The sequence below is a fragment of the Pseudomonas lactucae genome, assembly GCF_016937615.1.
GTDB lineage: Bacteria > Pseudomonadota > Gammaproteobacteria > Pseudomonadales > Pseudomonadaceae > Aquipseudomonas > Aquipseudomonas lactucae.
Genome location: NZ_JAFHKI010000027.1, coordinates 61,004 through 80,456 on the forward strand (window position 1 = coordinate 61,004; position 19,453 = coordinate 80,456).

The 19,453-nt window shown below is 57.5% G+C and carries 16 protein-coding genes and 3 pseudogenes; 11 read left to right on the forward strand and 8 right to left on the reverse strand.

Annotation, left to right across the window (positions count from 1 at the left end):
- Nucleotides 1–113: 113 nt before the first annotated feature.
- Entirely contained in the window at nt 114–1,364 is a 1,251-nt protein-coding gene (locus JWR98_RS06000) for an MFS transporter (RefSeq protein ID WP_205489513.1), read from the reverse strand.
- Nucleotides 1,365–1,466: 102 nt separating this feature from the next.
- Between JWR98_RS06000 and JWR98_RS06005 the strand changes: the two genes are divergently transcribed.
- Entirely contained in the window at nt 1,467–2,444 is a 978-nt protein-coding gene (locus tag JWR98_RS06005; RefSeq protein ID WP_205489514.1) for an AraC family transcriptional regulator, read from the forward strand.
- Between the two features lie 299 nt (nt 2,445–2,743).
- On the opposite strand, the gene JWR98_RS06010 is transcribed toward JWR98_RS06005, so the two are convergent.
- Nucleotides 2,744–3,352 carry a hypothetical protein gene (locus JWR98_RS06010; RefSeq protein WP_205489515.1) on the reverse strand — a complete coding sequence of 203 codons (609 nt, stop codon included), beginning with the start codon at nt 3,350–3,352 and terminating at the stop codon, nt 2,744–2,746.
- 1,212 nt (nt 3,353–4,564) lie between these two features.
- On the opposite strand from JWR98_RS06010, the gene JWR98_RS06015 reads away from it, so the two are divergent.
- Nucleotides 4,565–5,098, forward strand: coding sequence for an SUKH-4 family immunity protein (locus tag JWR98_RS06015; RefSeq protein ID WP_205489516.1), 534 nt, complete (start codon nt 4,565–4,567; stop codon nt 5,096–5,098).
- A gap of 140 nt (nt 5,099–5,238) precedes the next feature.
- Here the strand turns inward: JWR98_RS06015 and JWR98_RS06020 are convergent, their stop codons facing one another.
- Nucleotides 5,239–5,955 carry a class I SAM-dependent methyltransferase gene (locus tag JWR98_RS06020; protein ID WP_078733992.1) on the reverse strand — a complete coding sequence of 239 codons (717 nt, stop codon included), beginning with the start codon at nt 5,953–5,955 and terminating at the stop codon, nt 5,239–5,241.
- A gap of 120 nt (nt 5,956–6,075) precedes the next feature.
- Nucleotides 6,076–6,668 (reverse strand): annotated as a pseudogene (locus JWR98_RS06025) (LysR substrate-binding domain-containing protein).
- A 620-nt stretch (nt 6,669–7,288) separates the two neighbouring features.
- On the opposite strand from JWR98_RS06025, the pseudogene JWR98_RS06035 reads away from it, so the two are divergent.
- From JWR98_RS06035 to JWR98_RS06055, 5 genes and pseudogenes are all read left to right on the forward strand, one after another.
- Nucleotides 7,289–7,472, forward strand: a pseudogene (locus tag JWR98_RS06035) (hypothetical protein).
- A 94-nt stretch (nt 7,473–7,566) separates the two neighbouring features.
- On the forward strand, nt 7,567–8,496 hold the full coding sequence (locus tag JWR98_RS06040; protein ID WP_078733990.1) for a ZIP family metal transporter: 930 nt from the start codon (nt 7,567–7,569) through the stop codon (nt 8,494–8,496).
- A 153-nt stretch (nt 8,497–8,649) separates the two neighbouring features.
- Nucleotides 8,650–9,150, forward strand: coding sequence for a YciE/YciF ferroxidase family protein (locus tag JWR98_RS06045; protein ID WP_078733989.1), 501 nt, complete (start codon nt 8,650–8,652; stop codon nt 9,148–9,150).
- A 75-nt stretch (nt 9,151–9,225) separates the two neighbouring features.
- The gene (locus JWR98_RS06050) at nt 9,226–10,341 is read left to right on the forward strand and encodes a zinc-binding metallopeptidase family protein (RefSeq protein ID WP_205489518.1); all 1,116 of its coding nucleotides are present in this window, start codon (nt 9,226–9,228) and stop codon (nt 10,339–10,341) included.
- A gap of 116 nt (nt 10,342–10,457) precedes the next feature.
- Nucleotides 10,458–10,700 (forward strand): hypothetical protein, encoded by a 243-nt coding sequence (locus tag JWR98_RS06055; RefSeq protein ID WP_078733988.1) that lies wholly within the window; start codon nt 10,458–10,460, stop codon nt 10,698–10,700.
- Between the two features lie 49 nt (nt 10,701–10,749).
- Here JWR98_RS06055 and JWR98_RS06060 read toward each other — a convergent pair.
- Together JWR98_RS06060 and JWR98_RS06065 are read right to left on the reverse strand one after the other, a co-directional pair.
- Nucleotides 10,750–11,630, reverse strand: a pseudogene (locus JWR98_RS06060) (manganese catalase family protein).
- A gap of 178 nt (nt 11,631–11,808) precedes the next feature.
- On the reverse strand, nt 11,809–12,318 hold the full coding sequence (locus tag JWR98_RS06065; RefSeq protein WP_205489519.1) for a ferritin-like domain-containing protein: 510 nt from the start codon (nt 12,316–12,318) through the stop codon (nt 11,809–11,811).
- A 301-nt stretch (nt 12,319–12,619) separates the two neighbouring features.
- On the opposite strand from JWR98_RS06065, the gene JWR98_RS06070 reads away from it, so the two are divergent.
- A complete protein-coding gene (locus JWR98_RS06070; RefSeq protein WP_078733985.1) occupies nt 12,620–13,834 on the forward strand; it encodes an aldose 1-epimerase family protein in 1,215 nt (404 codons plus the stop codon).
- A 35-nt stretch (nt 13,835–13,869) separates the two neighbouring features.
- Here the strand turns inward: JWR98_RS06070 and JWR98_RS06075 are convergent, their stop codons facing one another.
- A complete protein-coding gene (locus tag JWR98_RS06075) occupies nt 13,870–14,757 on the reverse strand; it encodes a LysR substrate-binding domain-containing protein (RefSeq protein ID WP_078733984.1) in 888 nt (295 codons plus the stop codon).
- Between the two features lie 126 nt (nt 14,758–14,883).
- Between JWR98_RS06075 and JWR98_RS06080 the strand changes: the two genes are divergently transcribed.
- Entirely contained in the window at nt 14,884–15,393 is a 510-nt protein-coding gene (locus tag JWR98_RS06080) for a sugar ABC transporter (protein WP_205489523.1), read from the forward strand.
- Nucleotides 15,394–15,433: 40 nt separating this feature from the next.
- Here the strand turns inward: JWR98_RS06080 and pdxR are convergent, their stop codons facing one another.
- Nucleotides 15,434–16,930: a MocR-like pyridoxine biosynthesis transcription factor PdxR gene (pdxR, locus tag JWR98_RS06085; RefSeq protein ID WP_205489520.1), complete on the reverse strand. Its 1,497-nt coding sequence runs from the start codon at nt 16,928–16,930 to the stop codon at nt 15,434–15,436.
- 109 nt (nt 16,931–17,039) lie between these two features.
- Between pdxR and JWR98_RS06090 the strand changes: the two genes are divergently transcribed.
- Nucleotides 17,040–17,858 carry a YggS family pyridoxal phosphate-dependent enzyme gene (locus JWR98_RS06090; protein WP_205489524.1) on the forward strand — a complete coding sequence of 273 codons (819 nt, stop codon included), beginning with the start codon at nt 17,040–17,042 and terminating at the stop codon, nt 17,856–17,858.
- A gap of 24 nt (nt 17,859–17,882) precedes the next feature.
- Complete coding sequence (gene glyA, locus JWR98_RS06095) at nt 17,883–19,148, forward strand: serine hydroxymethyltransferase (protein WP_205489521.1); 1,266 nt, start codon at nt 17,883–17,885, stop codon at nt 19,146–19,148.
- Nucleotides 19,149–19,453: the final 305 nt, after the last annotated feature.

Consider the following 19,453-nt stretch of genomic DNA (forward strand, 5'->3'; position numbering starts at 1 on the left):
GGATGTCATTCCTTTGAGGTTGTTCAAGGCGGGCATTCTACGGCAACCCGCCTTGTTCGACAGCCTTGCGGATCTGCGTTTGTGCGCACGGCTGCGACGCTGGGGGCATCAGATCAAAGATGCAGCGCCGGTCTGGTCCGGGCACTGCCATGTGCAGAAGGGACCCGAACACGCAGCGCAATCAGCAACGCGGCCAGCAGCATCAGCACGGCCGCCGCTACGAATACGCCTGCGCTGCCACCGAGGCTGAACATCGCACCGCCAGCGGCGGCGCCGCTTGCGATGGCCGACTGCACAGAGGCCACCACCATGCCCCCGGCGCTTTCCGCCTGATCAGGTACCGCGCTGGCGACCCAGTTCGACCACGCCACCGGCACGCCTCCAAAGGCCAGGCCCCAGATCGCCAGCAGCACCGCCTGCCCCGGCACCGAGGCCGGCAACAGCACCAACGCCAGTGCTGCAACGCCGACCAGTGCGGGCATCAACACCAGCGTGGCCAGCGGGCGACGCTCCAGCAGCCACCCGGCCAAAAGCGTGCCGACGAAGTTCGCCACCCCGAACCCCAGCAGCATCAGCGACAGCCCCTGTGGGCCGATGCCGGTCGTGCCTTCGAGGAAGGGCCGAATATAGGTGAACATCGCGAAGTGCCCGCTGTGCACCAGCACACAACCGAACATCCCCATGGCGATGCCCGGGCGCCGCAACACCTCCAGGACGGTGCGCAGGCGTGCCGGCCTGCGCGGCGCAAGGCTTGGCAGCGTGAACGACTGGAAAGCCAGAGTCACTGCACCCACCGCCGCCGCTGCAAAAAACGCGCTGCGCCAGCCATATAACGCGCCCAGGTAGCTGCCCAGCGGCACCGCCACCACCGTCCCGACGGCAATGCCGCTGAAAATGATCGAAAGCGCTCGCGGCAACAACGCACCCGGTACCAAACGCATCGCCACCGCTGCCGCCATGCTCCAGAAGCCACCAAGGGCAATGCCCAGCAGGATACGCATCACCAAGAGCACCGCGAGGCTGGAGGAAATGGCGACCAACAGATTGGATACGATCATCAATGTGGAAAACCCCAGCAGCACCCAGCGACGGTCGATACTGCGGGTCAGGCCTGGCACCAACAGCCCGGCGAACAGCGCCACCACGGCGGTCACCGTTACCGCCTGGCCAGCCAGCGCTTCGGACACCCCCAGATCGGTCGCCATCGGCGTCAACAGGCTGGCCGGAAGGTACTCAGCGGTCAGCAAGCCGAACACGCCCATTGCCAATGAGAAAACGGCCATCCACGCGGCGGTCGCAGGTTCTACCTCCGTCCCGGCGCCGAGGCGGCTGTCGGGTACGGCGTTACAGATACAGTCAGTCATTGCACGGATCTCCCAATCTTCATTGCGATCCGCAGTCTAGGCGTGCGAAACCGGATGATCTATGATCAAGAACCCCGAATTTTTGACTGAAACACCGGACCAATGCCTGCAGATCAGTTTGCTCTCTCCTCGAATCTCATCAACGAGCTGTTGCGCGGCATGCGCCTGCGTGGCGTCGAGTACCGGCGTATCCAAGCCGGGCCAGTCTCCGGCTTGGGCTTCGCTGCCAAACCTGGGCATGCCTGGTTCCACTTCCTGGCGGTCGGCAATGCGCTGCTGCGCATGGACGACGGCACCACGTATGCGCTGTCTGCCGGCAACGCTGTGTTCATCTCCCATGGCGCGGCCCATCAACTGTTGTCCGATGCGGATGTGCCTGTTCAGGACATCGACCGTTTGGACGGTGCCCCGCTCGGTGATGCCGTCTGCGCGGTGGAGACCGGAACCGACGCCAGCCCCACGCCGGCCACCCTTTTGTTCAGTGGCTGCATGGAGTTTGAACTGGGCAGTATCCACGGCCTTGGCAGGCTGATGCCGGGCCTGATGCTGATTGATGCCGGTGGCCAGCGCTACCCTGGCCTGATGCCCATCCTGACCACCATGGAGCGCGAGGTCAGCGCCGCACGGGTCGGCTTCGCCGGCATCCTCGCGCGGTTGGCCGACGTGGTGGCCGCCATGGTCGTTCGCGGTTGGGTGGAGTGCGCCTGCGCAAATGCCTCTGGCCTGGTCGCCGCATTGCGCGATCCACGGTTGGCGGGTGCGCTGCTGGCGCTGCATCAACAACCGGGGCACGACTGGACCGTCGCGCAGTTGGCGGCGCAATGCAACACCTCCCGCTCGGTCTTCGCCGACCGTTTCCAGATGACGATTGGCATGGCCCCACTGCGCTACGTCACCGAATTGCGGATGCGGCTTGCGAGCCAGTGGCTGACGCTCGAAAGGCTGCCGATTGAAGAAGTGGCGCTGCGCTTGGGCTACACCTCTCAGGCCGCTTTCAGCCGCGCATTCAAGCGCATCACGGGCACAACGCCTGGGTTAAGTCGCCAGTCGAGGCAGCTCATTGTTCCCGTGACGAATTGACTGGCGCCCCGGTACTGATTTGATGCACCGCGGTCAACCGCGTACATGTCTTGCAACTTGATCGCCTGCCCGGCCGTCACGGGAGCAAGCGCCCTCGCCACGGGCTCAACCTGGTACTTGAGGTGTGTAGATACCTATGAGGAAGCCGAGCGCAAGTAATGGATGAGCCAAATGGGCGGTATTGAACGGTCGGGGTTGGCCGCTTTCGGCCAATAGCTGACACTCCGTTTGTCTACAAAGCCAGGAGCGCTTCACTGCGTAGCCGATGAAACGACTACTTTTTAAAAACTGCTAATCTTTCACTTCCGCTGATTAAAAGATCGCTTAAAACTCTGACTGATTGACATACTAAATATGGCTCGGTCAACTGTGAAATCTAATGTGTCGGATACGGCGATTAGTGACCTTAATTCTTCAGGGAAGTCTTCGATGCTAGCGTATACCGTTGGAATCAAATATCGAAAGTAGTCTCCAATTTCCGCGTCTCCCTCATAACCAATCGGATTGTCTTCGCTGGACACGTAATCTTCTAGCGCGTGATAAACATAGAAGCCTTTTATTGATGGAAGTGAATACTCTGTGAGCTCTTGATAAAAGTTCGAACTCTCTAAGACTATGCGTTCCATTTCGTCGCGCGACGAGGGTTTGAGGTGCCTGCGAAACCTATATATATCTAAAAGAGTTCGACCTTCCTTGTTTTTTGGATAACTTTGAAACTCGCGCGACTCTTCCCACATGAACTCATTTATACTGTCGAGTTTATCCTCTAGCTCTGGAATAGCCAGCAAGCTCGAAGGGATAGGGCCGAAACAGTTATTCACCATTACAGCTATACGCCCATGTCGATCCATGGCGAACCACGTGAAGATAGTCCCAAAACTTGGCTGCCAATCTTTATCTAACGGCATTACTTCACCTCTGGTAAAGCGTGTATATCGCCTGAGATTATTATCGCCAGTGCTGGATTGGCCCTGCTACAGGAACTTTACTGATCCAGGATCCTACCCTGTGAACTATTACCAGCGCTAGATATTTACTGACGGGATGGGGCAGTGGCATAGGCCTCTGGGTCAATTCGACGTCAGTTTCAACAGGCTCGTGCCTAACGTCCACTTTTTCCTGCTTTTGCACGGTATGATCAACGTCAGCTTGCGGCCAGGAGCTGCCACTCGGCTGAATCCTTTCGTTTGATTAACGGATGGGGTTTATCCCGTCCCCCGACAAGTGAAGCGAACGCTTGCATCGTAGGCTCGGCTCTAGGAGTACACGGTACCGGGAGGGATTTTTATACCGCACAGTGCTCGGTAGCAAACACCATTTCCATATACCAAGCATTTATCGTGGGCTTGGGTTTTAAGCATTAATGCCCGTAATCGTTGGACAATCCGAACGGCTCGACTTCTGAATAACAGCGGTCTGATTGGCCGCTTTTCTTGCCTTGGATGTTGGATTTCACCGAGATACTCCTGCCAACTTTTTGGTTGCTGACAGAGCTGTGTTTCGAGATCGTTCAAAATTGCCAATACGTCAGCTAGATCGTCATTTCTCAAGCGGAACATTACATTCATTGATTCAATGCCTATCCCTGCATCTCTTTGTGCATATCGTTCAAAAGCAGGTGCTATAAGGGAAAAATATCCAAACGTATGAAAGCAGTCAGATCTGAAAACAATTCGGTCTTCTGGATCTAGCGGCCACAAATGCTCTGTTTTTTTCGAGGTATATAAGCCGATTATATGATGCATGGTGACTGTACCAGACTGCTGACATAATTATGGATGAAGGCAAGCTCACACACCTACGAGGGCTCAGCGTAGCAGGTTCGTGCCAGCCATTGGCCACTTCTTCTGACCATTTTCTGGCGGCTGTCACCGGCAAGAAGCGGACGCTCATGATCCGGTCGCAAAACTGCCTTTCGTAGCGCGTGCTCTGAGCACCGATGCGTTCGCCGGGCCACCTGCGGAGCCTGAATATATACCGCCTGATAAGTTAGCGAGGAATCGACCATCATTGCTGCACGGGCGAGATAGCCTTCTTGCCAACCCACCGCTGGAATCTAACAATGTGCAAACCGCTCACTTACGCCAGCGAAACCGACCCCCACTCAATTGTCAGGCCGCATGAACGACATATCCAAAAATTTCAAAGTTCGATTCGTCGCATCTCTGCGAAAGATTCCTGCAGATCTCGACCTTCATCTTGATGAGTTCGTTTTGTTTGATCCAGAGTTCCTTCCCGACCGACTCGTAAGAGAAGATTCAAGCCTTCTGGCAGCACAGGGGCTGCCGCGTGATGCCGCGCCGTTTCTTTCGTTCTATGCCTACTTACAGGCCGAAATTGAGTCACGAGTACAAAATTTCGGCTTACCCGAATCTTATTTTCCTATCGGTCACAATGGATCTGGCGACGTTGTTGCCATTGATATGGACAGCCGACATGTCATCTACTTCAACCACGACCGTTACAACGAGAGAGTTTTCATAAATTCTTCTCTTCCGCAATTTGCTGAGAGTCTTTGTATCTACCAAGAGCACCTCACCAAGGAGGCCATGGATAACTGTCTCGACGCAATTGCAACCATCGACTCACGAGCGGTCGATCTTGGGTCTATGTGGCCAGCCGAGGTGGGCTCGGAGCTGGCAGATGAATCCTAACGATGAATCGCCCCTAGTTTCATAGACGCCTTCAAGCTTCAAGGAAGGGCTACTAACCTTGCGTAACTGTCCGCTTTTGGCCGATTATTGCCGCTCGTGACGGGCAGCTATCGGCCAGGAGCAGTCATTCGAAGCCATGTTCAGACCACTTTGCACGTCAACCATGCTCCCCAGAAAAGACTGCTGAAGAAACGGGTAGCGTCTCCAAATCCGGCGTCATGCAAGAGTTTTTGAACCGCCGCCTCGGAATCTGGAGGATCAGCACCTTGAAGGATTTTCCCAAGCTTGACCTTCACTTCATCCGCGCTGGCTCCATGCTGCCGCCACCGCTGCCCCCAAGCCGCAAGCAGTAACGGCTGACTGGCATATGCATATTGATTCCCCGCGACAATCAGCGGTGCACCCGGTTTTAGATGAGCCCGAATGGATCGTAAAATTTGTCGCTTGGTTTCATCTCCATCGAGATGATGGAGTACACCGATCAAGGTCGCTGCGTCATATGACTCGTCTGCTGCCAAGTCTTCAACTTGCCCAAGATGCATGGTTGTTCTTTCAAGCAGTTTGTTTGCCTCTAATTGCTGCTTCGCAGCCTCCAACATCGGTTCGGATGGATCAACCGCCGTGAAACGCCAACCTGGCTCAAGCTTGGCCATAGCAACAATCTCCTGCGCCGTACCGCCAGCGCCCACTACGAGTATTTTTGCCGAACTTATGGTGCCCAGGCTTGCCGCCAGCATGCACGCAGCCAAGTCTTGGCAGGCGTCATATCCAGCTAGCGCAATACGGCTCTGTCGTCCGTACTCATTGGCTCGTGAGGTATCAAATTTTTCAGCTGAGTTGAGAGCGGATGATTTCAAGGCAGTTCTCCATGGCCTGAAATCAAGCTACGCCAGACACAGCAATAATAAAAATTCATTAATTTTATGTAGCGCATTCCTGCAAGGAATGTACGGGGCAAAATTGCTGTTTGCCTGCTTTTAAATAGTCGTTATAGATGGCAGGTCCGGCTTGAAGAAATCGATGAAAGCGCGCAAGGGCGCCGGCATGTATGCCCGGTTGGGGTAGTAGAGGTAAAACCCGCCAAACGGCCTGCACCACGCCTCGAGCATCCGCACCAGTTCACCACTTTGCAGGTAGGGTGCCACGAAGCTCTCGGGGACGAATGCCAGCCCTGCTCCTTGCAACGCCGCCGCCAGCAACATGTCGGTGTCGTTCGCCGTCATCACGCTGATCACATCGACATCGACCGCCCCTCCAGGTCCGGCGAAACGCCAGCGATACAAGGCGCCCGTGTCGCTCCAGCGGTACGTCAGGCAGGCGTGGCCGCGCAGGTCCTCCGGCGTCGCGGGCATTGCCCGCGTGGCGAGATACGCCGGCGCGCCAACGACGGCCATGCGCAGGTCTGGCGTCATCCGGATTGCACCATATCCTGGTGGACCAGGTCGCCGGAGCGGATTCCCGCATCGAATCCCCGCGCGATCACGTCCGTGATGCTGTCATCGATGACGAGTTCGACCCGTACATCCGGATAGGCCAGAAAGAACGCCGCCAGGCGCGGGATAATCAGCAAGTGAGCCGCAATCCGCGAAAGAAAGGGGACCGAACGAAAGAAAGGGGACGGGTTTATTTACCCGCGACCTGGACGCCTGCTGTGATCAGCGATGTGCAGTCCACACGGCCTTGCGAACTTGCATGCTTGTTCATGCTTCGTCCACCAACGCGAGGGTGTCTGCGCCGGCGATGATGCGCATCGCAGACGTCGGATCGGTCACGGCGCGCTATACAGCTTCAGCCACGGCCAGTATTTCGGTTGTTACGGTAGATTGAGCCCATTGCGCAAAGATCCGCTGCGCTAGCTCGTCGTAAGCTGCGGGAATACTGCCTTGCATGCACGACTGCGCACCTTTACTGAAGTTGGTGCCGGGCGCACGGCCTGGCAGCGCCCTATACGGGGATTGCGCCGAGTTGCTATTCGCGGGAAGGAATCACTTTATAAAAGCCAGATAGACAATTATGCGGTCGCCCACCGTGGGTGCTCCTGACGGTCGGCAGTTTGGCAACCTCAGTGCATTTCCATCATTGCCAACGTCAATTGAGACTTCGATCCTTGATGAATGGATGCCGCGTAATTTTCTTGGAACGCTCGTGAGCGCCTGGAGCCTAAGCGTTAACACTCCAGAGGGCTAAACCATGTCTGAAGCCACCCGCTATTTTGCGATTGCTGTCGCTGTCTTTATTTTGCTTGTCGATCTCTGGGCCATCGTCAGCGTCTTGCGCAGCCATAAAACAGCCGGGATAAAAGCAGCTTTGGGAGCTTGCCGGGCCACGGGGGATCAAGGAGGGGCCATCTTCCCCTGAGCACAGTAAAGGCTAACCCTTTCCTCTCCCGATCACGGCTTCACCGTTAAAACGAAGTGAAGCTCCACCCCTGCGCTTTATGCGCATTCTGCTCAAAGGTGGGTAGAAAAATGTCAGAGCCTTCGTCCTCATTTGGGGCACCTTTTCGCGCTTGGTTCGTATACATCTCTCGTGCCGGGTGGGGAGGATTATCCTTCTGGGTAGCGTTATTGCTTGTAGCTGTTTCATTAATGATCAGCGGCTATGGCGCTTTTTCCGGTGCCAACAAAGCGAACCTTTATTTTGCTTTTCTAGGAGGCGTTTGCGGCTTTGGCGCGACGTCACTGGGAGCCATCGCGGCAATAGCGCTACGTGATATCGCTGCCCGCACACAGGACATCATGCTCGGCTTTGCTGCCGGCATGATGCTGGCCGCCAGTTCCTTCTCACTCATTCTCCCTGGTATTGAGGCGGCTCAGGCGGTGTGCGGTAACCAGCTACTCGCAGCCTGCGTTGTGGTTTCAGGATTGGGGTTGGGTGTGGCACTGATGGTTGGCCTGGATCGATTCGTTCCTCACGAACACGAAAAAAGCGGTCGCCGTGGGCCTGAAGCGAAGCGGATCAACCGTGTCTGGTTGTTCGTCCTGGCTATCACTCTCCATAACCTGCCGGAAGGTATGGCGATAGGGGTGAGCTTCGCTAACGGCGATATGAAGGTGGGCCTGCCTCTGACAACTGCAATTGCCATCCAGGACATTCCGGAAGGGTTAGCAGTGGCCTTGGCATTACGCGTGACAGGCATTTCTGCACTTCGAGCAGCGCTGATTGCGGTTGGCTCGGGGCTGATGGAACCCCTGGGGGCAATTGTCGGCCTGGGGATTTCCAGTAGCTTTGCTTTGGGGTATCCCATTGCTCTGGGCCTGGCAGCCGGGGCCATGATTTTTGTAGTGTCCCATGAGGTCATTCCCGAGACACATAGGAATGGTCATGAGACACCCGCGACCTTGGGGTTGATGCTAGGTTTTGGAGTCATGATGTTCCTGGATACAGCCCTGGGGTAGTTGCGAACCTTCTATCCGTCACCCTGAAAATTTTCGGAACACCTCTTGAATTGACTGGGTCAGTTTTCATGCACGGCAAGTGTTGCTTGCATGCCAAACCCACACGGACGCCCCGACGCGGCGACGTCAGACTGACCAGAAGGAAGTTTCGAAATGGCTAGAAAAACAGTCGAAGATTTGTTTATCCACGAACTCTCTGATGTTTACAGTGCGGAAAAGCAAATCACCAAAGCCTTGCCGCGCCTGGCGAAAGCGGCAAGCAACCCATTGCTGTCGGATGCCTTTACCTCACACCTGGAGGAAACTCAGGGGCAGATTGAGCGCATCGATCAACTGGTGGAAATGACCGGGATAAAATTGAAACGCATGAAATGCGTGGCAATGGAGGGGTTGGTTGAAGAGTCGAAAGAGCTGTTGGAGGAGATCGAGAAAGGCGCCGTCCTGGATGCCGCTTTGATTGGCGCGGCGCAGAAGGTGGAGCATTACGAGATAGCGGCCTATGGCACCCTGATAGCGATGGCCAAACATCTCAAACTTGATGACGCTGCAGCGCTTTTGGCCGAGACGCTCGCAGAGGAAAAAGGCGCTGATGAAAAGCTGACAAAAATAGCGGAGCAGGGTGGCAATCAGGCTGCAACTTTGGAATCCAAGTGACAGCCGTTATTTGAAATCAAGCGGCGCTGCAATGGCGCCGCTTGTCATTTACAAGTCCGTGCACGAGAGCCAAAAATGCCTGTTCCACACCGTGAAACTACGCCCAGCACTTCCAGCCAGCAAGAGACAATTTCCGCGTTGCTGGCTCAGCTCCTGATGGCCCGTGGGCCAGGTGGGCAGGAAGATGAAGTGCGTGAAATTTGCTTGAAAACCATTACCCCTCACTGCGACGAAACGTGGGTTGATGCTGCAGGTAACGTCATAGGACTAATCAAAGGTCAGCGGGAGGTTATTGAGTCGCGGCGAGCGGTGAGGGTCATGGCGCACATGGATGAAATCGCGATGGTGGTAAAGAGCGTCGATGCAGACGGCACACTGAGAGTTACTGCCCTGGGCGGCGCGAACCCGGTGAACTTTGGGATGTGTCCGGTAGATATTCTGGGTGATAACGAAATTATCCCAGGTGTTTTGTCTTTCGGCTCAATGCATGCGACGCAAAATGCGCCTCAAGGAGCTGATGTTTTATCAGGAGACGTGCATTGGAATGATGTTCATGTGGTTACGCGAACATCACCCTCAGTCTTGAGCACGCAGGGCGTACGTCCTGGTACGCGCGTCGTGCTGAGCCGCCATTGGCGTAAACCGTTTCGAGTACGTGATGCCATCGCGGCGCATTTTCTGGATGACCGTGCATCAATGGCGGCTGTCATCGATTCCGCGCGCCAGCTAAGCCATTGTCGAGATGACCTTGCGTGCGATGTCTATTTTGTATTTACCACCTCGGAAGAAGAATCCAATGCAGGGGCAATGTTCGCATCCACGACGCTCCCTGGCGATACCACTATCGCTGTAGAGGTCGGCCCAGTGATGGACGAGTACGGAACGAGGCTGTCCATCGATCCAATAATAAATACCGGCGATGAAAAGGGTTATTACACGCGCGAGGTCGTGACATCTTTGGCCGCTGCAGCAAAGGCGTGTGGTTATAGCCCTCAATACGCGTTACTGGTCGATTTTGCTTCAGATGCGAGCGCTGTATTAAGCAACGGCTCATCAGCCAAAGCGGGCTGCCTGGCAATACCTACCGAAAACACTCATGGTTATGAACTGATTTTAGACGGTGCAATTCAAGCGTGCTCGGCAACGCTTTGCCAGTACCTTATTGCATTTCAGGGGGGCGGGAATGAATAACCACCCCATCACCAATACCGACAAACGCTGGGTTTTGGTCAACGAGGGCGCACAGCGGGCTTCCAGGTGGGCATTCTCTACCGGCGCGAGATTGCTTCAGGGCTCTGGGAGGTCTAATGAGTGCAGAAAGCCAAACGCAGATTGCCGCTATCTTTGATCAACTTCTGGCACTACGAGAGAGTGTGAATCGCCTTCAACAGACGGAAGCCGAAAGAGTCGATTCACTTCGTGGTCATCAGACGGTGGATGTGGACGGTGCTTTTTTGCTGATCTTCCAGAAGTTGCAAGGCCACATTGGCAGTATGGAGGAGGCACTGGCTACGATTGCCGAGGCCACAGGCGATATTCCGAAGTGCTAGATCGTGCCTGGCATGTGGCGACCCCGATTGCGGGGCCGCCAGAGGGCGTTTAAACATTTTTGCCCTGTACATAGCCTGACCCTAAGTCAGCACCTGTAACAGGTTCGCTCAGTGGATCTGAGGCAGTGCGGATTTTCATGGCTTCCAACACCTCTGCGTCCTCGGGTGGAAGGTTGACGGACGCTGAGCCATCGCCACCATCGACCGCCGGCACGGGGGTTTCAACATATTCCCAGACGCCACCTTCGTTCCAGGGGCCGCGTACGTTTGGTTCGCCCGACATGTTGAAATACTTGTTGGTGAACTCAGGCATGCCCTGAAGTTTGCCCTGTGGAAAATTAGGCTGGATCGAATGAAGCGCTTTTTCGAATGACTGTTGATGTGCGATCTCTCGTGTCATCAGGAAACCAAGCGCTTCTTTAACACCTGGGTCGTCCGTCACGTTGATCAGTCGTTCATAAAGAATTTTTGCGCGTGCTTCCGCTGCAATGTTCGAGCGGAAATCGGCAGTTGGCTCAGTGATCGAGTCGACATAGGCTGAAGTCCAGGGGACGCCTGCGCAATTGACGAGAGGTGCGCCTGCCCCGTAGAGAAGGCTGTGATGTGCGAGTCATTACCTGCGCCGTTCAGCGCGCGGTAGAGTTCACCTTCTTCCTGAACACCTTCCGCGAGCTGACCCTTCGCGCCTCGGTTGAGCATTACGATGATTGAACCCACGATTTCGAGGTGACTCAGTTCCTCGGTGGCGATATCCATCAACAGATCCTTACGACCTGGATCTTCCTCTGCTAACGCTTGGGTGAAGTAGCGTGCTGCCGCCGCAAGTTCGCCATTAGCGCCACCGAACTGCTCAAGCAGCAAATTGGCCAAACCAGGATTTGGCTCGGCTACACGCACGGTGTACTGAAGTCGCTTGTTATGTAAAAACATTCTAAATTCCCTCAGGCTGGTGAGGCGCCTTCGCCTTAATGACGTGAGCGCACGCATAACTTGGGAAACATATGTGAAGCAGAAATTTCGTTTTAAACGCTTCCTTCAAGACGGACGGTAGATATCGGTGGTAGGGCATCTATCAAAAGCGCGCGGCCATACAGGCCGCGCTGCTTGATCATTTTTTCGCTTCAAGGTCTGGATCTTCGGAGCGCGCCAGAAAGGCGACGGTAAGTTCGGGAAGGTGATCGAGAAGCCATTGCGCCATGGCAACTTCCTGAGGAAGGATCTGCTCACACGCTATTTGCGTTTCATGGTCACCAGCCGCTTTGGCGGCAGCAATCAGAACCTGATAGGCGGCAATTTCAACGTTCTCGAAAACGTATCCTGCCATTGCGCCTTTGATGACTTCGTCACTCATTAACGAGCCGCCGACAGCCTGCCCAAACGCCATCAGCCGGCCCGTCATGTCTTTAATGCTGGATGATTTTCCACCGAGTCGGGAAAGGCACTCGTCAATGATCTTCTGTTGACCGAGGGTTTCCTCAATATGCTGATCTATCCGCGCTTTGAGTTCTGGATAATGCTCCAATCTTTTGGATTGAGCCTTGAGCATGTTCTCCGCTTGTTGCTCCATTGCGTGTGCATCGCGCAGCCAATCGAGTAGGTTTTCCTGTGGGGTTGCCATGTTGAGTCCTCATGTAGGGTGTACTGAGGTTGAGACGCTCGTAGATCGAGAGTTCACAGGATTTCTTTGGTGAGCAGATGAAAGGCCAATCTCCTCATGGGCGTAAAAATCCCCGGCATGCCGCTACATAATGGGGGAGAGCAATGCGACGTAGCGAGAGCCGGCTCGCGATGGCATGGACTCAATTTTCCGATTTGTCCCAAATCTTCCTGGCATTGGCAGTGCTGGATCCCTTTTTAAACTTGCTGAAACGTTTCATCAGGTTTATAAAAATGACACAACTCCAAGAAAGGCTGCTGCCATGACCCCGCTCAAACTCTTTGTTGCCTTCAGCGCACTCTGCGCTGCCTCCCACGCCATGGCCTGGGATTACATTCTGCTCGACACCGACAAAGCCGCGCAGAACTGGCAGATCACCAGCCAGCAACTCGGCATAAAAACCGACAAACCCTTCAGCGTTAGCCTGCGCACCTTGCACGGCGGTCGGCAGGAGGGCGTCAGCATCGTCGACATCGATAACGGTACGATGAAACTCTCGGTAGTCCCGACTCGCGGAATGAACGTCTTGCAGGCCTCGGTCGGCAATGTGCGCATGGGCTGGGATTCGCCGGTCAAGGAAGTGGTCAATCCGTCCTTCATCGAACTCAATGGCCGCGGTGGTCTGGGCTGGTTGGAAGGTTTCAATGAGCTGGTCACTCGCTGCGGATACGAATGGGTCGGCCATCCCGGCATCGACAACGGCGAACTGCTGACCCTGCACGGTCGGGCCGCCAACATTCCTGCGAACAAAGTCACCCTGCACATCGATGAAAAACCACCGTACGCCATCACCCTGCGCGGCGAACTGAAAGAGCAGGCGTTCAAGAAGGTCGACTTCTCCGTCGCTACTGAACTGGTCACCGAACCCGGCAGCGTAGTGTTCGCCCTCAACGACACCCTAGCCAACAACGGCGACTATCCAAAGGAATACCAGGCGCTGTATCACAGTAACTTCAGTACCCCGTTCCTGGAGCAGGGCGCTCGTTTCGTCGCGCCAGTGAAACAGGTGTCGCCGTTCAACGAGAAGGCCAAGGAAGATCTGTCCGACTGGCAAACCTACCGCGCTCCGACCAAGGACTACGACGAAACGGTTTACAACGTGGTGCCCTATGCCGATGCCAAGGGCGATACGTTGACCGTGTTGCATAACAAGGCCGGCAGCCTGGGCGTTTCAGTCGGCTTCAATACTCAGACACTGCCCGTGTTTTCCCTGTGGAAAAATACCGATACCCAAGGCCAGGGCTATGTCACGGGGTTGGAGCCGGGGACAAGTTTTTCCTACAACCGCCGTTATCAGCGGCCACTGAACCTGGTACCAACAATTGGACCGAAGGAACACAAGCAGTTCCGCATCAGCTACAGCTTGTTGGCGGATAAGGCGGCTGTGGATAAGGCCTTGAAGCAGGTGAGCGAGATTCAGGGTGGGCGGGAGACTGAGGTGCGGCAGACGCCGTTGGTTGATCTGACCAAGGGATGACACCGGCTAGCGCATTGTCGGCCGATATTGCAGCCCTAGGCCAAATGCGCCTGTCCCAACAACCAACACGCAAACGCCCGAATAGGCGCACCGCTCAGCTCAAGAGGCTCGGGCAACACAAGGCAAAACGTCTTGACGATATTCGTCGCCTGCGGCCATGGCGCAACCAGTCGGCCTTGCGCCAGTTCTGCTTCCACGTACAGGCGCGGTACAAGGGCCACGCCAAGACCGGCCAGTGCGGCTTCGATCAACATCGCGTGCAAATCGTAGCGCGCGCCCATCGCGGCGTTGCTCAGGACCATCCCGGTTTCCTGGGCATAGCGCTGCCACGCATCCGGGTTCTGCCGCCGGTGTAGTCGTGGCAGTGAGTCCAACGCCGTTGCCTGTTTGCCCGAGTTCAGGAGGGCAGGGTGACAAACCGGAATCAGCACTTCGTTCAACAGGCGGTGCGTGTGCATGCCTGTCCAGGCCGGGTGCTCGAAATGGATGGCGGCGTCCAAGCCGCTGCCTGCCAGCACAAACGGTTCCATGCGCTCCGAGAGGTGCACACAGATGTTCGGGTGTTGTTGGCCAAAGTCAGGCAACCGCGGAATCAGCCAGCGCAGGGCAAAGGTGGGGCTGACGGCGATATCCAGGCTGGCGCCGTCGCTGGGTTGGCCCATCAGATACTGGCTGTCCCTGTCGAGCCGGTCGAGCAGTTCGCGTACTTGGGCCGCATAGCGCTCACCGTTGGGCAGGAGCCGCACGCGGTTGCCCACGCGCTCGAACAGCGTGACACCCAAAAAGGCTTCCAGGCGGCCTATCTGCCGACTGATGGCGCCTTCGGTCAAGGCCAGTTCGTTGGCGGCACGGGCGAAACTGCCATGGCGGGCGGCTGTTTCAAAGGCCATCAGGGCCGCGTTACTGGGGAGCTTTCGACGCATGGGCGTTCCTGGTTCGGGTCATAGCATTCAGCTTGATGTTTAGTCACTGAAAGGTGCAGAAAAGTCGTTTTATAGCGGATTAACTTGGCACTAGCATGAGGAAACATCAACAAGTGAAGTGACATGATGATTTACACAGTCGAGTGCAACTACGCTGATCCCGCCAGCGAAGCCGAGTGGAATGCGTTTTACAGCCTGGAAAAACTGCCGGCGCTGATCTCGGTGAGTGGGTTTAAAACCTCACAGCGTTTCGAAGCCTTGAGCGGCGATTGCCCGGCCTACCTGGCCCTCCATTCAGTCGACACGCTGGCCATCTTGCAGAGCGACGAGTACCGCCAAAAAGGAGGGGGCAATTTTTCCCGTTGGCAGTCGCACATCAACGATTGGAGGCGCAACGTCTATGCCGGGCTGGACCGGGCAGTTGCCGTGGGTGCGGACGAAGTCCTGTTGGTCAGTGAGCAAGGCCCTCAAGCGCTGATGGAATTGGGCCTTACGCCCCTAGCGCTGCACGCGGTGGCTTTGGACAAGACCCCGGCACACCGTTGGCTGGCCAAGCTGGATGGCGCTCAGGCCAGGGCCAGCGACCTGCAGGGGCTGAATGTCTATCGCGCAATGACCGTGCAGTTGCTGGCATGAAGCGCGTGTTGCCAGGGGGTGAGGTCGCTGTAGAGGGCCGCTAGATTTTCAACGCCCCGGCCAGCCGCACCATCGCGGTTTCGATTTCATGTGCGGTCAGGGCGGAGTAACCCAGCAGCCAGCCCTGTTGCTTCGGCTCACCCGCGTACAACCGGCTGAGGCCGGACAGTTGCACACCCGCCGTGGCGGCCTGGCGGATGGTGTTTTCTTCGCACCAGCCGGCCTTGAGCACACAGGGAATCTGCAACCCGCCCGGCGGCAACTGGGCGCTGACCACCGTGCTCAAGTGCTTGCCGATGGCCTCGTGCATGATCGACCGGCGTGCGCGATACAGCTTGCGCATGGCGCGCACGTGCGCGTTGTAGTGGCCGTCCTCCATAAAGCGCGCCAGGGTCAGTTGCAGGGTTTGCGGAGTGTGGCCATCCATGATGCTGCGCGCATAGGCAAAGGGCTTGACCAGCTCGGGGGGCAGCACCATGTAGCCCATGCGCAGGCTGGGGTAGAGGGTCTTGCTGAAGGTGCCGATGTAGAGCGTACGCTGGTACTTGTCGAGCCCCTGCACACACGCTGTGGGTGGCCCGTCGTAATGGAACTCGCTGTCGTAGTCGTCCTCGATGATCCACTTGCCTTTTTGCGCCGCCCAATTGATCAATTCAAGACGCCGTTCCAGCGGCAGGGTCACGCCGGTGGGGTATTGGTGCGAGGGCGTGACATACACGCAAGGGGCGCCGCTGCGGTCGGCGTGCAACAGGTCGGTGCGGATGCCGTGTTCATCGACGTCGATCGGCAGCACCTGGGTTTCGGCGATTTCGAAGGCTTTGCGGGCGCCGTAATAACCCGGGTTTTCCAGCAGAATCGGTTTGCCGGCGTCGACCAGCAACTGCGCGCACAGGTACAGCGCCTGGCGTGTACTGCTCAACACCAGCACCTGGTCGGGCGTGCAGGTGGCGCCGCGTTCCAGGTTCAGGTAGGTGGCAATCGCCTTGCGCAGGGGTTCGGCACCTTGTGGGTCGCCATGCAGCAGCACGCTTGCCCGATGGTCCTTCATGACCTGGCGCTGCAAGCGCTCCCAGACATCGGTGGGGAAGCTGCGGGTTTCCGGCAGGCCGGTGGCGAACGCCTTGATCACTTGCTGATCGTGCACGCCGCCGGTGTCGAAGATCATTCGCCCACGCTGGCTGAGTTCGACGCCCGGTGCGGCAACGCTGCTTCTGACGGCCTGGGCCTTGAGGCGACGGCGCCCGGCACCGCGCAATGTGACGCCCAGGGTGTCGCAGACGTAACTGCCGGCGCCTTCGCGGCGCACGATGAAACCGTCCCGGTGCAACTGCCCATAGGCGTTCTCGACGGTGTCGCGGGCGCAGCCCAGTGACTGCGACAGCACCCGTGTGGCGGGCAGTTTCAAGCCGGGGGCGAGGGCACCGTCGAGAATCAGCGCACGCAACGCACGCTGGATGCGCTGGTGCAGATCCAGGCGCTGAAACTCCGCGTCGTTGAGGCGCATCTTCAGGGTTTCCAGCGCGAAAGTCTTTGCCATGCGGTCTGCTCTGTTTGCGTAAATTGGCCTGTAGTGGCAGGCCAGTCTATCCGTAGACTCCGGTCCTCGTCACTCAGCGGCCGCCTGCAGGAGCCAATACCTTATGTCGATGCCTGATCAAACCGAAGACCCCACCCTGCTGCACGCACGCCATGGTCGTTACCCTGCGGCCGAGAGTGTCGAAGACTTTCGCCGCAACCTGGCCGCGGTGCAGCAACGCATTGCCCTGGCGTGCCGCCGGGTAGGGCGTGACCCGGCCGCTGTGCGGCTGCTGCCGGTGAGCAAGACGTTCGATGAAGCCCATCTGCGCCTGGCCTATGCCGCCGGTTGCCGCCTGCTGGGCGAAAACAAAGTGCAGGAAGCTCAGCGCAAGTGGGAAGCCATGGCGGATCTGCACGACCTGCAATGGTCCGTGATCGGTCATTTGCAGACCAACAAGGCCAAGCAAGTGGCGCGCTTCGCCAGCGAATTCCAGGCCCTGGACAGCCTGCGGGTGGCCGAGGCGCTGGATCATCGCCTGAGCATCGAGGGGCGGCAGATGGACGTGTTCGTCCAGGTCAATACCTCGGGCGAAGCCAGTAAATACGGGCTGGCGCCGCATGACGTGGCGGCGTTTCTGCAGGTCATGCCGGCGTTCCCGACCCTGCGGGTGCGCGGGTTGATGACGCTGGCGCTGTTCTCGGCCGACGTGGTGCGAGTGCGTCCGTGCTTCGTGCGGCTGCGTGAACTGCGCGACCGCTTGCGTCAGCACGCCCCTGATGGGGTGTCGCTGCAAGAGCTGTCGATGGGCATGTCGGGTGACTTTGAAATCGCCATTGAAGAGGGCGCGACCGTGGTGCGCGTCGGCCAGGCGATCTTCGGCGCCCGCGCCATGCCGGATGCGTACTACTGGCCGACCGCCGACTCCCACCCCCGCCGTGACACTTGATTTTTTAACCCAGGACCCTTTGCCATGTACGACTCAACGCTGACCCTTGACGCCTTCGACCCTGAGCTGCACGCAGCGATTCACAACGAAGCGCATCGCCAGGAAGACCATGTCGAGCTGATCGCCTCGGAAAACTACGCCAGCCCGCTGGTGATGCAAACCCAGAGCACGGTGCTCACCAACAAGTACGCCGAAGGCTACCCCGGCAAGCGCTATTACAGCGGCTGTGAATACGTCGACGTGGCCGAGCGGCTCGCCATCGAACGGATCAAGGCCCTGTTCAACTGCGACTACGCCAACGTGCAACCCCATGCCGGGGCCCAGGCCAACGCTGCGGTGTTCCTGGCGCTGACCAACCCCGGTGACACGGTGATGGGCATGAACCTGGCCCAGGGCGGTCACCTGACCCACGGTAACCCGGCCAACTTCTCGGGGCGGCACTACACCATCGTGCCTTATGGGCTGGACCCGAAAACCGGCTTTCTCGACTATGACGAGATGGAGCGCATCGCCCTGCAAACACGCCCGAAAATGTTGATCGGCGGTTTTTCGGCGTATTCGCGGTACAAGGACTGGGCCCGCATGCGCAGCATTGCCGACAAGGCCGGCGCGATTTTCTGGGTCGACATGGCCCACGTCGCCGGGCTGGTCGCGGCGGGCGAATACCCGGACCCGCTGCCCCATGCGCATGTGGTCACCAGCACCACGCACAAGACCCTGCGTGGGCCGCGCGGCGGTTTGATTCTGTCCAAGGGCCAGGATGAAGCGTTCTATAAAAAGCTCGACTCGGCGGTATTTCCCGGCGTACAGGGCGGGCCGCTGATGCACCAGATCGCGGCCAAGGCCGTGGCGTTCAAGGAAGCGCTGGCGCCGGCGTTCAAGGTCTATCAGCGTCAGGTGGTCATGAACGCCCGGGCCATGGCGGCGGTGTTGCAAAAACGCGGCTACGCAATCGTCTCGGGCGGCACCGACAACCACATGATGCTGATCGACCTGTCCGGCAAACCCTACACCGGCAAAGAGGCCGACGCGGCCTTGAGCCGTGCTTTTATCACCGCCAACAAAAACTCGGTGCCCAATGACCCGCGCTCACCCTTCGTGACCTCCGGCCTGCGCATCGGCACCCCGGCGGTGACCACGCGCGGCTTCGGCGTCGAGGCCTGCGAGCAAGTGGCCGGCTGGTTATGCGACATACTCGACGCCCTGGAAAACGGCAACAGCGACAAAGTCGGCCACCATGTGCGCGAACAGGTCGTCGCACTGTGCCGGCGTTATCCGGTGTATCGCTGAGCCTGGCTTGGGCATTGTCGATTGGGGGGCTTTAAACATCCGGGTGCGGTTTAGCGAGCGACCACGATCCTTGAAAAACACCAAGGACCCATGTGGGAGGGGCGGTGACGATTCGACTTGCCCCCGGTGCTGATCTGATGCACTGCGGCCAAAATGTGAGAAGGGGCTTACCCTAATGCCCGTCAGTTAAGGGACAACACTGTATCTGTGGCGAGGGAGCTTGCTCCCGTTGGGCCGCGAAGCGGCCCCTCTCTTTGTTTACACAGAATGGGACTGCTGCGCAGTCAACGGGAGCAAGCTCCCTC

Coding starts and splice junctions, on each gene's coding strand:
- JWR98_RS06000 (WP_205489513.1), bottom strand. CDS start 1,364: ATGACTGACTGTATCTGTAACGCCGTACCCGACAGCCGCCTCGGCGCC.
- JWR98_RS06005 (WP_205489514.1), top strand. CDS start 1,467: ATGCCTGCAGATCAGTTTGCTCTCTCCTCGAATCTCATCAACGAGCTG.
- JWR98_RS06010 (WP_205489515.1), bottom strand. CDS start 3,352: ATGCCGTTAGATAAAGATTGGCAGCCAAGTTTTGGGACTATCTTCACG.
- JWR98_RS06015 (WP_205489516.1), top strand. CDS start 4,565: ATGAACGACATATCCAAAAATTTCAAAGTTCGATTCGTCGCATCTCTG.
- JWR98_RS06040 (WP_078733990.1), top strand. CDS start 7,567: ATGTCAGAGCCTTCGTCCTCATTTGGGGCACCTTTTCGCGCTTGGTTC.
- JWR98_RS06045 (WP_078733989.1), top strand. CDS start 8,650: ATGGCTAGAAAAACAGTCGAAGATTTGTTTATCCACGAACTCTCTGAT.
- JWR98_RS06050 (WP_205489518.1), top strand. CDS start 9,226: ATGCCTGTTCCACACCGTGAAACTACGCCCAGCACTTCCAGCCAGCAA.
- JWR98_RS06055 (WP_078733988.1), top strand. CDS start 10,458: ATGAGTGCAGAAAGCCAAACGCAGATTGCCGCTATCTTTGATCAACTT.
- JWR98_RS06065 (WP_205489519.1), bottom strand. CDS start 12,318: ATGGCAACCCCACAGGAAAACCTACTCGATTGGCTGCGCGATGCACAC.
- JWR98_RS06070 (WP_078733985.1), top strand. CDS start 12,620: ATGACCCCGCTCAAACTCTTTGTTGCCTTCAGCGCACTCTGCGCTGCC.
- JWR98_RS06075 (WP_078733984.1), bottom strand. CDS start 14,757: ATGCGTCGAAAGCTCCCCAGTAACGCGGCCCTGATGGCCTTTGAAACA.
- JWR98_RS06080 (WP_205489523.1), top strand. CDS start 14,884: ATGATTTACACAGTCGAGTGCAACTACGCTGATCCCGCCAGCGAAGCC.
- pdxR (WP_205489520.1), bottom strand. CDS start 16,930: ATGGCAAAGACTTTCGCGCTGGAAACCCTGAAGATGCGCCTCAACGAC.
- JWR98_RS06090 (WP_205489524.1), top strand. CDS start 17,040: ATGCCTGATCAAACCGAAGACCCCACCCTGCTGCACGCACGCCATGGT.
- glyA (WP_205489521.1), top strand. CDS start 17,883: ATGTACGACTCAACGCTGACCCTTGACGCCTTCGACCCTGAGCTGCAC.